This window comes from Flavobacterium panacis (assembly GCF_024649945.1).
In the GTDB taxonomy this organism is placed as follows: Bacteria; Bacteroidota; Bacteroidia; order Flavobacteriales; family Flavobacteriaceae; genus Flavobacterium; species Flavobacterium panacis.
In genome coordinates, this window is the sequence record NZ_JANKMS010000003.1 from 343,347 (window position 1) to 356,572 (window position 13,226).

Consider the following 13,226-nt stretch of genomic DNA (forward strand, 5'->3'; position numbering starts at 1 on the left):
CACTAATTTTTAACTTTGAAATTCAATTACACGAACTTGTTTTAAAAATTAGTGTAATAAAGCACAAAGTTTATTTCGTATAATTTGTGAAATTCGTGGCAAAAAAATAAAATGTCCGTTATATGACAAACGAACAAAAAGCTATAAAAGCTACTATTTTTAGTATAGTTGGAAACACCTGCTTAGCCTTGATAAAAGGATTAGCAGGTTTTTTTGGCAATTCTTACGCCTTGATTGCAGATGCAATTGAGTCAACTACAGATATATTTTCGTCATTTTTGGTTTTATTCGGAATCAAATATTCTAATAAACCCGCAGATGAAAATCATCCATACGGTCATGGTCGAGCTGAACCTTTGATTACTTTTTTGGTTGTTGGGTTTTTAATTACTTCAGCTACTATTATCGGTTACGAAAGTATTTCTAATATTGGAACTTCGCACGAGTTGCCTAAATCATGGACATTATACGTTCTAGGAGCTATTATTATCTGGAAAGAATATTCGTTCCGTTTGGTGATGAAAAGAAGTAGACAAACGAATAGTTCTTCTTTAGCAGCAGATGCTTGGCACCATCGTAGCGACGCAATTACTTCTGTTGCGGCATTTATTGGTATTACGGTTGCGCTACTTATGGGAAAGGGTTACGAATCTGCAGATGACTGGGCAGCACTTTTTGCAGCATTTTTTATTTTGTACAATAGCTACAAAATTTTCAGACCTGCACTTGGTGAAATCATGGACGAAAATCTTAATGACGATTTAGTAGAAGAAATTCGTGTTGTTGCATTAAAAGTTCCAGGGATTTTAGGTACTGAAAAATGTTACATCAGAAAAGCGGGAATGCGTTACCACGTTGACCTTCATGCAATAGTTTCGGCTAAAATTTCTGTAAAAGAAGGACACGATCTATCGCATAAATTACAAGATAAATTAAAAGAAGAAATCCCACAGTTAGGAAATGTCTTGATTCATATTGAACCAGATGATTATCATTGTTAGAGGTTCAAAGTAACAAAGTAACAAAGGGACAAAGGGACAAAGGTTCTGAGAAATTAAGTTTTTTTTCCTTTTGAAAAAAATCACATTTTTGTCAGGCTGATTGAAGTCGAAGCCTGCGTAAAGAAAATCAAATTTAAAAAAATCCGCTTAAATCTGTAAAATCTGCGTGAAACCAGACATAAAGATTTAAGCGGCTTTTTTATAAGACAGTAATAACTTTGTCCCTTTGTTACTTTGTTACTTTGAACCTTAGTCTAATACATTCAAAATCTTCACTCCAAACACAACTCCATTTTGCTGTATGCCGCTTTGGTAAGAATGCACATAGTCAACACGGAATAATTTGAATTTCCCGAAACCTAAATTGTCTAAACCAACCGTAAATTCAGAATAAGGTTTTTTGTCTGGAATAGCTAGAGAATGAAATCCCAAGTTAAGAGTTGATTTTAAAAGATTTAAAAGAGGAATTTTATTCATAATAAAACCAGTGTCATTGTATTCAGAATGCAATTCAAAATAACTGTCGTTGGTGCTGTTTGTATAGTACGGCATTAAATTGAAAACATTTAAGTAACGACTGCTTGTTCCAATATGTGTTTGGTTTCCGTTAAAATGTCTGTAGTCTATAAACGAAATATTCTCTGCATTAAAGAACTTTCCAGCTCTAAAATTTGTTCCGAGAACTCCTTTGTTATTTAAAGATAAATCATATTGAATAGAAGCGCCAATTCTTTCATATTCATATTTCTTTTCGCTTGCAGCAAAAGCTTTTTCAAAGGCTAAATAGATGGTTGGATACTTGTCATCTTTAAAATTATATCTTCCGTCTGGTCTCGAAATATATTTATTTCCAAAGTTAATTTTGGTTGTTACAAGAGCTTTAAATAAATGATGTTGATCAAAAGCAGGATTTGTAAAATCATTTGGCGCCAAAGGATTATTAGAACTATAAAGATCGTCTCTTTTAAAGAAGGAATAATCTGTTGTATTAAAAAGAGGTTTTCGTTGTTCGTAGCTTACTCTTCCAGTAAGATTTATTCCGTTTGCAATGTCTTGACCATAATTAATTTGAGCAAATTCTAAATTGTACAATTTCATATAATTGTCTTTAAAGAATAAAGAACTTATAGAATTGACCAATTTACTGATTGGTTCAGCATTGTTAAATTGCGCTGTTTTGGTTCCTCCAGATCCCCAAATTGTGGCATAATTGGTAGTGTTGAAACGATGACTGAATTCTCCCGTAACTCTAAAACGTTCATCAGAGAATCCGTAATTGAAAGTAGTACTTATGGAAGTACTTTTTCCTTCTTCTTCATTCCATTTTCTAAAAGAAAAACCAGAATCCAGATTAAAACCTTGAACGGTATTGAAACTCAAAGAAGTAATATTTAAAAGGCCTTTATAGTCAAAAGCATATTTTTTAAAAGTGTTTTTATAATCATAACCCATTAAAATATCCCAAACTTTAAACTTGTTGTTTTTGGCGTCAATTGAATCGGTATATTTTTTTGATTTCCTAATGGTTTGAAGACTGTCTTTTTTAGCGTAATCGTTGCTTTCTTCAAGTGTTAAAGGAATTGGACGAATTTCATTCCAAAAAGCATCATCTTTTTTATTGGCATTGAAATCAAAAGCTACAAGTTCGTTTCCAAAAGTTTTCTTTTCAAATGAGGCAGGAAATTCATAATTAGAATAAACATAATTGAAATTTCCGGAGAACTTTATTCCGAAAAATCCAGCAGTAAAAGAAAGTGTTTGTGCGTTTTTGGACCAGATTTTATTTTTGACATTATAACTGAAACTCTGTTTTAGATTCATTGATTCAGTAAATTCGTTTTTCATTCGATATCCTTTTATTTCTAAATCGATGGCATAAATAGCAAAACTATCGTCTACAATATAAATATAACCTTCAAAAACAGGTTCTTTGTCACGTCTCGGAATTACTTTAATTTTATAAATCTGCTGTTTATTATCATCGTAAAAACTGCTTTCCAATTTGTATTTATAATAACTAAAAGCATTGTCTGCGATAGGAGAGATGAGTTTTACATCAAAATCCAAAGTATTATCATAAAAGTCATAATTTGATAATGCGGCTGTATTATAACTGTAACCACGGTTGTTTCCAGAAACTTTAGAAGCAATAATATTTTCTTTAAACTTGTTTGGTTTTTCAAGGCTGATCTTAGAGATTGTTTCGGATAAATATAAAATACCTGTTCCTGTCGAATCTAAATTAGACGCCATATCGGGACCAAGATCTACTTTTTGGCCCAAGATTTTTTTAGGAAGATCTTTTACTTTAAACATTCCTTTAGAGTAAAAATCGGCAGTATAACGTCCTGTTTTTTCTGAGTTTTCTTTTTTGTTTGCAATGGCGCTTTTTATAATAGCGTTTGCAGGATTATTTTTAGGATCAATCACCACTTCATTCAGATCAAAACTCTCTTCTTGAAGTTTGATGTCTAAAGTGATGGTTTTAGATTCAGAACCAACGGTTATTTTCTGAGTTTTAAAACCTAAATATTGAAAAATGATTTTGTTTTTTCCAATCTCTTTGACGTTTAATTGATATTTTCCCTGCTCATTTGAGGTTGTACCAGCATATGTGTTTTCTTCAAAAACCGATACAAAAGGCAGTGGATTTCCCTTATCATCTGTGATCGTTCCTTTGATCTGAGCAAAGTTTGAAAGTGAAAAAAATAGAAAGGCAACTAAAATAAAGTTTCTCATGTAAGATGTTGTATCTTACAAAAATAGAATAAGTTAAATCTGAGCTTACTAATAAAATGTTAAATTATGAATGGCTTATTTGAGTTGAATTTACTAATAATAAATGTGCAATGATTTTTTATTTCTCGCAGATTTGGCAGATTTTTTTCTTGGATTTTTTTGTCTTTAAAGATAATCTACTTGATCTGTAAAATCTGCGAGAGGATATGAATCTTTATTCAATTCAAAATATTACAAAAAAGATTGAATTGCCAGTTCGTAACTTTTAAGTCCAAAACCTAAAATAACGCCTTTTGCATTTCCAGATAAATACGATTGATGTCTAAAACTTTCTCGCGCATAAGTATTAGAAATATGAACTTCTATAACTGGAGTTGTAATGGCTTTCATAGCATCGCCCAAGCCAATAGAGGTATGAGTATAAGCGCCGGCATTCAGAATAATTCCATCAAATGAAAAACCAACTTCCTGAATTTTTCCAATCAATTCTCCTTCAATATTGCTTTGATAATAAGAAAGTTCAACATTTGGAAATTTTGCTTTCAACGTTTCAAAATAGTCTTCAAAAGTTTGACTTCCGTAAACTTCAGGTTCTCTTTTTCCTAGAAGATTCAAATTAGGGCCGTTGATAATGCAGATTTTCATATTTAATATTATTATTTTAGATTTTAATTAGGTATTGCCATTGTTATTGATTTTTGCAATTGCAATTGCAATTGTACTTTGTAAAAATAAAAAAACCGCTCTAATTAATAGAGCGGTTTTTGTAAAAGTATGTGATATTCTTTTAGAACATGTATCCAGCTGAAAGTTGGAATACAGAGTTTTTGAAATCTGCATTTTCTGAAATTTCTGTCAAACCAATTCCGTAACGAGCCTGAACAAAAAGGCCTCCAACAACTTTTAATCCTAAACCTGCATTAAGAGAGAAGTCAAATGTTTTTGGATCAGCAACGTCAAATTCTTTTTTATTGCTTACAAGGAAAGAAGCTTGTGGACCAAGTTCTAAACTTAAAGATTTAGTCATGTAAATTTTTGCCATTACTGGAATAGCAATATATCCCATTTCGTTTTTAAATTCTGATAAAGCATTTTTATAAGTAGCTCCTTGTGTAGTATACAAAAGCTCTGGTTGGATAGAGAATTTTTCTAACAATTTAAGTTCAGCTACAAGACCTGCGTGGTAACTTGTAATACCTTCTTTGTCAACTGAAATTCCATCAAAGTCAGAACCTCCAGTTTGATTAGCAAAGTTAACCCCAGCTTTTACCCCGATTTGTACAAATTGGGCACTCATTGTTGCTGATGTTGCAAGGAACAATACAGCGGCTACAATTATTTTTTTCATAAAATGTTTTTTTTAAATTTTTGGTATTTAAATATTATTCTAAAGTTCAAAACTACATATTTAGCATTTTATTGCATTATATTTTGGATTAAATAATTAATAAAATTCCCACTATAAATGATTTTTTAAGTACTTAAACGATGATTTTTGTAAATATAGTGTTGATTTTCAGACTCTTTTTTGATGGAAAAAATATGTCTTATTTTGATATTTTTTAAACTTCTGGTGTGTTATTGTTTGTAAGTCTAATCTTAGTTTTGGCATCAGTAATTAAAAAATATAAACATGAAAAAAATTGTTTTAGCTGCTATTGCAGTAATGGCTTTTGGTTTTGCTAATGCGCAAACAGGAGGATTTTCTAAAGGAGATGTATTTGTTTCTGGAGCATTTAGTGTAGATTCTCATAAAACAGGTGATGCTAAATCAAATAACTTTACTCTTGTTCCTAGTGTAGGTTATTTTGTGTCTGAAAACATTGCTATTGGGGCAAAATTAGGTTTTGGTTCATCAAAAATGGGTGATGATAAAACTAATGACTTTACAGTTGGTGCATTTGGTAGATATTACTTTACTCCTGCTTCTCAATTTTCAGTTTATGGTCAAGCTGGTTTAGATTTTACTAATTCAAAAAGTAAGCCTGGTGATTACAAAGAAAACGAAATTGGAGCTAATGTTGGTTTAGGTTTAAGCTATTTCTTATCTAGCCATTTCGCGATCGAAGCTACTTGGCTTGGTTTAGGATATAGTGTAAACAATAATGGAGGTCACGATGCTGAAAAAACAAATAGTTTTGGTTTTGGTACTGATTTACGTGACGTAAGTTTCGGAGTAATTTACAAATTTTAATAAAAAAGTTTAAGTTAGTTTTTTAGCCTTTCCAATTTTAGAAAGGCTTTTTTATTTCTGTTTTTGATAAGTTTTATCAGGAATTAATTGCTATTTAACAATTTATATACTTGTTACTATTTTATTTGTTAAATTCCAAATTAGTTTTTATGAAGAATATTTTTATATTTGATATGAAAATTAATTTAACCCAAAACAAATTAGAATGAAAAAAATAATTTTATCAGCCATTGCAATTATGGCTTTTGCATTTACAAATGCTCAGGAAACAAGGTTTGGAGTAAAAGGAGGTCTTAACCTAACTACTTTTGCTGGAGGAAATTATTGGGATGCTAAATCTCTTGTTGGTGCTCATGTTGGAGGTTTTGCTGAAATTAAAGTTATAGAAAGATTAGCAATTCAACCCGAAGTATTGTTCTCAATGCAAGGTGCAAAACTGGATGATTTAAATGTGGATGCAAAATTAAATTATATCAACGTACCAGTTTTAGCGAAATTTTTCATTACGAAACAATGGACAGTAGAAGCAGGTCCTCAAATTGGATTCTTAGTTTCTGCTAAAGTAGATGGAGAAGATGCTAAAGATGGATATAAATCAACTGATTTTGGTTTTAACTTCGGAGGTGGATACAATTTTACAGACAACCTTTCTGTAAATCTTCGTTACACTGTGGGTGTGTCTAATATAGCAGACTATAATGCTGAAGATTTTGATCAATATTTTGATAGTCCAAAAAATAGTGTTTTAGCACTTTCATTAGCTTACAAGTTTTAAGTTTTTGATTTATAAATATTTAAAAAAGACCTTCCACAAAATGGAAGGTTTTTTTATTTCATTTTCTAAATAGTAGTATTTTATCTGTTAAATAAATTACTTGTATTTAATAAGTATATTTTTATATTTGGCGAAAATTATTTAACCCAAAACAAATAAAATGAAGAAAATTTTTTTATCTGCAATCGCAGTTATGGCATTTGGTTTTGCAAATGCACAGGATGGACACTTTAAAGTTGGAGCTCACACAGGTGTAGTTCTAGGTGATTTTAAAGATTCTTATTCACTTAATCTAGGTGTTGACGTGGCGTATCTATGGAATGTTGCTGATAAATTCAGTGTTGGAGCAACAACAGGTTATACAACTTATTTTGCAAAAACGTATACCTTTTATAACGGTATAACTTCAGTTGATATTAAAGGAGATAATGCTGGTTTTATTCCAGTTGCGGGTACAGCACAATATTCAATAACAGATAATTTATTTGTTGGTGCAGATTTAGGATATGCTATCTATGCAGGAAGTGGAAGTGGAGACGGAGGAATTTTATATCAGCCAAAATTTGGTTATCAAAATGATAAAATTGAAGTGTTTGCTTCTTATAAAGCAATATCTGATGATGCAACACTTTCTTCTTTAAATATCGGTTTTAATTATAAATTCTAATTTATAGTTCAGTGTATTTTGTAAAACCTTCCTGATATCTGGAAGGTTTTTTTTATGTGATTTTTTTAAATTAAATATTTATTTGGTAAGTATATTTTTATATTTGGGCAATTAATTTAACCAAGCAAAAAAAGAAATTAAAAATGAAGAAAATTATTTTATCTGCTCTTGTAGTTATGGTATTTGGTTTTGCAAATGCTCAAGGAACTGGGGGGAGATTTGGAATTAAAGGAGGTATTAATTTTCCAAATAGTTCTAGTGATTTCCAGGAAAATGAAACTTTAATAGGGTACCAGGTTGGTTTTTTTTCGGAAATTAAAACAGATGAAAAATTTGCTATTCAACCAGAACTTTTCTACTCAACTCATGGGGTGAAAAATAAATTTGAAAGGGATGGTGTAGCATACAATAATGATATTAAATACCGCTATTTGAGTTTGCCTATTTTGGCTAAATATTTTGTTGTTCAGGGATTAAGTGTTCAGGCAGGTCCGCAAGTTAGTTTTTTAATGAAGGCTGAAGAAAACGGAGTTAATATTACAGATCATGTTAAAACTATCGATTTAGGTTTGAATTTTGGTATTGGCTGTAATTTTCTGGAGGTTTGTTCTATAGATCTTCGTTATAACTTGGCTTTGTCAGATGCTGTGGATTTTCATGTTGGAGATGATAATTATAAAATAAAAAACAACATGTTTTCTTTGGTTTTGGGATATAAATTAAATTAAAACATTTAGTAATTATAAAAACCTTTCTCTCTTAAGAAAGGTTTTTTTATTTCGTAATATGAGGCATTTTTCTTTCTAAAATTGTTTTACTTTGTAAACATGAATTGGAGCAGATATATTAAAGATTATCAATCCTATTTAAGGATAGAAAGAGGCTTGTCTAAAAATACGATCGAAAACTACGGCTTTGATATTGAACGCTTGTGTCTTTTCTTAGAGACGAATCAAGTAGATGTTTCTCCAATAAAGATTTCTGATGAAACGATACAGCAGTTTATTTATACTGTTGCAAAAGAAGTAAACCCGAGATCGCAGGCAAGAATTATTTCCGGGCTCAAAAGCTTTTTTAACTACTTGGTTTTTGAGGATTATAGAAATGACAATCCGTTGGAGTTGATTGAAACCCCAAAAACGGGACGAAAATTACCAGATACATTATCTCTTCAAGAAATTGACAATTTAATTGATGCTATCGATTTAAGTACAAATGAAGGAGAAAGAAATAGAGCAATGCTCGAAACTTTATATGGCTGCGGACTTCGTGTTTCGGAACTAGTAACACTTAAAATTTCAGATTTGTATTTTGATGAAGGTTTTATCAAAATCACAGGTAAAGGAAATAAAGAAAGATTCGTTCCAATTGGACCGTTAACTCAGAAATATATTGATATCTATAAAAATGCTGTTCGCAGTAATCTGACTATTAAAAAAGGAGCAGAAGATACCTTGTTTCTTAATAGAAGAGGGAGTCAATTAACAAGAGCCATGATTTTTACTATTATAAAGGATCTTGCTCAAAAAATAAACCTTAAAAAAAGTATAAGCCCCCATACGCTGAGACATTCTTTTGCTACACATTTATTGGAAAATGGAGCAGATTTGAGATCAATTCAATTAATGCTAGGCCACGAATCAATTACAACAACAGAAATTTATGTGCATTTGGATCGTAGTTTCTTAAAAGAAGTGATGCATAGTTTTCATCCGAGGAAATAATTTTTTAAATGTTGCGTTTGTTTTGTTGTAAAAATTTATATATTGTGTTAAAATATTGTTGTAATAAAAACAATAACGGAATAAGTTGTGATTTTTCTCTCTTTTTTAAAGGAAAAAATCTGAAATATTTTATTTACATAAAGAAGTAGTGTATGATTTTTGATTTATATGGAAATGACGATTGCTTGGAGGTAAATAATTTTTATAAAAAATTGTTGGCCGAAATGCCTGACTTACTTTTTCAGTTTACAATTGATCCTGATAATAACTATTCGTTTCCACTTGTAAGTAAGTCGGCAGATGAAATATTTGAGCTTTCTGTTTCAGATTTTACTAATGATACAAAGCTTATAATTTACAATAGAATTGTACCACAGGATCGTGATTACTTTTTTCAGTCTTTAGTAAAAGCCCGAAGAGAGATAACGCCTTGGGAAATTGAATTTAGAGCGGTTCTTCCTAAAAAGGGAATTCGTTGGTTTAAGATTACTTCAAAAACGGAGTTGACTTTAGATGATAAGGTTGTTTTTTATGGTCATGTATCTGATATAACCGATCTAAAAGATAAGGAAGAAAAGCTTAGGATATCCGAAGAACGTTTTCAATTTGCACTCGATGCTTCAACAGCTGGAGTTTGGGATTGGGATATGGTGACAAACAGTGTTTTTTATTCGTCTTTGTCTCTTAAAATTCTAGAATTAGAGTCCACTGATATTTTTGATGATCCAGAACGTTGGGACAAAATTGTGCATCCAGATGATCTTCCAAAATATTACTCGGATATTCAAGAACATTTTGATAATAAGATTCCGTATTATGAAAACTATCATCGAGTGATGACCTCAAGCGGTAATTATAAATGGATTCTGGATCGTGGAAAAGTAATTAAACGTGATGAAAACGGAAAACCTTTACGTGTTATTGGAACGCATACCGATGTTTCTGCGCAAAAAGAAAAAGAGTTGGAGCTTTTAAAAACGATGAAATTGTACAGTGACCAGAACAGTCGTTTGCTTAATTTCTCACATATTGTTTCGCATAATTTGAATACACAGGCAGGTAATATAAAATCGATTTTGGATTTTATAGATGCTGATGTGAACAAGCAAACAGTTGAAGAAATGTTGGAACATTTGCGAACAGTTTCAAATGATTTAAATGAAACGATTTCTAATCTTACACAGATTGTAAAAACGCAGAGTAATATTAATATTGCAGTTGCTCCTTTAATGTTGTGTGAGTATATTGAAAAAACGATTTCAACAATAAAAGGTTATGATAAACAGCGTAAGGTCACAATTATAAACAACGTTCCAAAGTATTTGACGATTAATTTTAATCCGGCATATATGGAGAGTGTTTTGTTGAACTTTACCACAAATGCAATTAAGTATGCGCATCCTGATCGGGATCCTGTAATTGTTTTTGATTTTGCAATAGAACCCGAAGGGTTTAAATCGTTAAAGATTACAGATAATGGACTCGGAATCGATTTAAAAGTGTATGGAGATTTATTGTTTGGAATGTATAAAACTTTTCATAAACACGAAGAAGCACGCGGAATTGGTTTGTATATTACAAGAAACCAAATAGAAGCCATGAAAGGAACTGTTTTGGTAGAAAGTGAAGTAGGAGTGGGAACAAGCTTTAAAATCGTTTTTAACGATATGTGAAGTTTGAATTAATTATAAAAAAGAAAGGCTGTCAATTGACAGCCTTTCTTTTTATGTATGTTTCCTGATTATTTAGCAATATTTACAGCTCTAGTTTCTCTAATTACAGTAACTTTTACTTGACCAGGATAAGTCATTTCTGTTTGAATTTTTTGCGAAATTTCAAAAGATAAGTTTGCAGCATTATCATCTGAAACTTTTTCGCTTTCTACAATTACACGAAGTTCTCTACCAGCCTGAATTGCGTAAGCGTTTTTAACTCCGCTGAATCCGTAAGCTACATCTTCAAGATCTTTCAAACGTTGGATGTAAGAATCTAATACTTGACGTCTAGCTCCTGGTCTAGCTCCTGAAATAGCATCACAAACCTGAACAATTGGAGATAACAATGATTTCATTTCAATCTCGTCGTGGTGCGCTCCAATAGCGTTGCAAACTTCGTCTTTCTCACCGTATTTCTCTGCCCATTGCATACCTAAAAGTGCGTGTGGTAAATCACTTTCAGTGTCTGGCACTTTACCAATATCGTGTAGTAAACCTGCTCTTTTAGCTAGTTTTACGTTTAATCCTAATTCTGCGGCCATGATACCACACAATTTAGAAACCTCTCTTGAGTGTTGTAATAAGTTTTGTCCGTAAGAAGAACGGTATTTCATTCTACCAACCACTTTAATTAATTCTGGGTGTAAACCGTGAATTCCTAAGTCGATTACAGTACGTTTTCCAACTTCAATAATTTCATCGTCGATTTGTTTAGCTGTTTTGGCAACAACTTCTTCGATTCTTGCTGGGTGAATACGTCCGTCAGTTACTAATTTATGTAAAGATAAACGAGCAATTTCTCTACGAACTGGATCAAAACAAGAAAGAATGATAGCCTCTGGTGTATCGTCAACAATGATTTCAACTCCAGTTGCAGCTTCAAGAGCTCTAATGTTACGTCCTTCACGACCAATGATACGTCCTTTTACATCGTCAGATTCGATGTTGAAAACAGATACACAGTTTTCAACCGCTTCTTCAGTTCCAACTCTTTGGATAGTGTTGATGATGATTTTCTTAGCCTCTTGTTGTGCAGTCAATTTTGCCTCTTCAATAGTTTCTTGAATATGAGACATTGCTTTTGTTTTAGCTTCAGCTTTTAAACCTTCTACCAATTGCTCTTTTGCTTCTTCAGCAGAAAGACCAGAAATTACTTCTAATTGCTGTAATTGACTTTTGTGAAGTTTGTCAACTTCAGCTTGTTTTTTGTCTAAAACTTCAATTTTATTATTGAATTCAGCTGTTTTAGCTTCAAAATCGTCATTGACTTTTTTAGCTTTAGAAAGCTCATTAGAAACTTGAGATTCTTTATCGCGAACGCGTTTTTCTACTTCAGCAACTTTTTTATCACGTGCTAAAATAACTTGTTCGTGTTCTGATTTAAGTTCGATAAAACGCTCTTTGGCTTGAAGAATTTTATCTTTTTTGATATTTTCAGCTTCTAAATTAGCGTCTTTTAAAATTGAAGCTGCTTCTTTTTTAGCGTTTTTGATTAGGTTTGAAATATTACTTTTCTCGATAATTTTAGCTATCGCAAATCCTGCTGCAATACCTACAATACCAATAATGATCGTTATGATGTCCATGTTTGTTAGGGTTTATATATAAAAAAAGCCTACATTAATTGCTTGAATAAACTCGTAAAGACAAGTTTTGAGCTAACTCACTGTTCAAGTTTCCCAGCCAAAAGGAGGGCATACTATAGTAGCGACGATTTGCTCATTCTAAATTGTTAGTGTTGAGTTTACCAATTGTGAACTAATGTAGGCAGTATCTTAGTTTCTTGTAAAGAACGTTTAATTTTCGAGATATTGATCTAAAAGCGTGTTTAATCTTTTAATTCTTTCGATAGTCTCTTCTCCATCGATTGCGTTATCAATCTGTTTTTGTTCTACTTGCGAAGCAAATTGCAATGCGCACATTGCTAGAACATCTTGTTTGTCACGAACTGCATAATTTTCTTCGAACTGCTTGATCATAGCATCAATCTTTTTAGAAGCACTTCTAAGTCCTTCTTCTTGAGCGGGTTCAACCGTTAGTGGGTAAACGCGGTCAGCAATTGATATTTTAATTTTAAGCTTTCCGTCCATATTACTAATCTGATAATTGCGCTATACAGTAATCGATTTCGCGAATTAATGAATTTATTTTAAGCTTTGTCTCTCTCTTGTTATTGTCGCTGCCAAGCAACGAATTGGCTATCTTAAGTGTTTCATTTTGCTTTTTCAAAGCTTCAATTTCTTCAGATTGTTTCTGGATAATTTGCGCAGCTTTGGATAATTCTAATCGTAATACTTGATTGTTTTTCTCCAAACCTTTTGATTTTTCAAAAAGTTTTTCGACTTTATATTCAAGAGTATCAATTATTTCTGCAATTACACTCATTATACATCCTATTCATTACTTAATCC

Annotated in this window: 13 protein-coding genes; 7 read left to right on the forward strand and 6 right to left on the reverse strand. The window is 31.7% G+C overall.

The window, feature by feature from the left end; all coding sequences use genetic code 11:
* Nucleotides 1–122: 122 nt before the first annotated feature.
* A complete protein-coding gene (locus NQQ59_RS09655; protein WP_144218028.1) occupies nucleotides 123–1,001 on the forward strand; it encodes a cation diffusion facilitator family transporter in 879 nt (292 codons plus the stop codon).
* Nucleotides 1,002–1,250: 249 nt separating this feature from the next.
* On the opposite strand, the gene NQQ59_RS09660 is transcribed toward NQQ59_RS09655, so the two are convergent.
* The 3 genes from NQQ59_RS09660 to NQQ59_RS09670 form a co-directional block, all read right to left on the reverse strand.
* A complete protein-coding gene (locus tag NQQ59_RS09660; protein WP_144218030.1) occupies nucleotides 1,251–3,740 on the reverse strand; it encodes a DUF5686 and carboxypeptidase regulatory-like domain-containing protein in 2,490 nt (829 codons plus the stop codon).
* Nucleotides 3,741–3,971: 231 nt separating this feature from the next.
* Nucleotides 3,972–4,385 carry a type II 3-dehydroquinate dehydratase gene (aroQ, locus tag NQQ59_RS09665; RefSeq protein ID WP_144218032.1) on the reverse strand — a complete coding sequence of 138 codons (414 nt, stop codon included), beginning with the start codon at nucleotides 4,383–4,385 and terminating at the stop codon, nucleotides 3,972–3,974.
* Nucleotides 4,386–4,527: 142 nt separating this feature from the next.
* On the reverse strand, nucleotides 4,528–5,088 hold the full coding sequence (locus tag NQQ59_RS09670) for a porin family protein (protein WP_144218034.1): 561 nt from the start codon (nucleotides 5,086–5,088) through the stop codon (nucleotides 4,528–4,530).
* 285 nt (nucleotides 5,089–5,373) lie between these two features.
* Here NQQ59_RS09670 and NQQ59_RS09675 point away from each other — a divergent pair, with 285 nt between their 5' ends.
* The 6 genes from NQQ59_RS09675 (at nucleotide 5,374) to NQQ59_RS09700 (ending at nucleotide 10,773) form a co-directional block, all read left to right on the forward strand.
* On the forward strand, nucleotides 5,374–5,934 hold the full coding sequence (locus NQQ59_RS09675; protein ID WP_144218036.1) for an outer membrane beta-barrel protein: 561 nt from the start codon (nucleotides 5,374–5,376) through the stop codon (nucleotides 5,932–5,934).
* 205 nt (nucleotides 5,935–6,139) lie between these two features.
* Entirely contained in the window at nucleotides 6,140–6,709 is a 570-nt protein-coding gene (locus NQQ59_RS09680; protein WP_144218038.1) for a porin family protein, read from the forward strand.
* A 160-nt stretch (nucleotides 6,710–6,869) separates the two neighbouring features.
* Complete coding sequence (locus tag NQQ59_RS09685; protein ID WP_144218040.1) at nucleotides 6,870–7,376, forward strand: outer membrane protein; 507 nt, start codon at nucleotides 6,870–6,872, stop codon at nucleotides 7,374–7,376.
* Between the two features lie 143 nt (nucleotides 7,377–7,519).
* On the forward strand, nucleotides 7,520–8,104 hold the full coding sequence (locus NQQ59_RS09690) for a porin family protein (RefSeq protein WP_144218042.1): 585 nt from the start codon (nucleotides 7,520–7,522) through the stop codon (nucleotides 8,102–8,104).
* A gap of 99 nt (nucleotides 8,105–8,203) precedes the next feature.
* Complete coding sequence (gene xerD / locus NQQ59_RS09695; protein ID WP_144218044.1) at nucleotides 8,204–9,100, forward strand: site-specific tyrosine recombinase XerD; 897 nt, start codon at nucleotides 8,204–8,206, stop codon at nucleotides 9,098–9,100.
* Nucleotides 9,101–9,252: 152 nt separating this feature from the next.
* Nucleotides 9,253–10,773 carry a PAS domain-containing sensor histidine kinase gene (locus NQQ59_RS09700; protein WP_144218046.1) on the forward strand — a complete coding sequence of 507 codons (1,521 nt, stop codon included), beginning with the start codon at nucleotides 9,253–9,255 and terminating at the stop codon, nucleotides 10,771–10,773.
* A gap of 68 nt (nucleotides 10,774–10,841) precedes the next feature.
* On the opposite strand, the gene rny is transcribed toward NQQ59_RS09700, so the two are convergent.
* From rny to NQQ59_RS09715, 3 genes are all read right to left on the reverse strand, one after another.
* Nucleotides 10,842–12,401: a ribonuclease Y gene (gene rny, locus NQQ59_RS09705; RefSeq protein ID WP_144218048.1), complete on the reverse strand. Its 1,560-nt coding sequence runs from the start codon at nucleotides 12,399–12,401 to the stop codon at nucleotides 10,842–10,844.
* A gap of 210 nt (nucleotides 12,402–12,611) precedes the next feature.
* Nucleotides 12,612–12,905 (reverse strand): cell division protein ZapA, encoded by a 294-nt coding sequence (locus NQQ59_RS09710; protein ID WP_091497311.1) that lies wholly within the window; start codon nucleotides 12,903–12,905, stop codon nucleotides 12,612–12,614.
* Between the two features lie 4 nt (nucleotides 12,906–12,909).
* The gene (locus tag NQQ59_RS09715) at nucleotides 12,910–13,200 is read right to left on the reverse strand and encodes a hypothetical protein (RefSeq protein ID WP_144218050.1); all 291 of its coding nucleotides are present in this window, start codon (nucleotides 13,198–13,200) and stop codon (nucleotides 12,910–12,912) included.
* Nucleotides 13,201–13,226 lie beyond the last annotated feature (26 nt).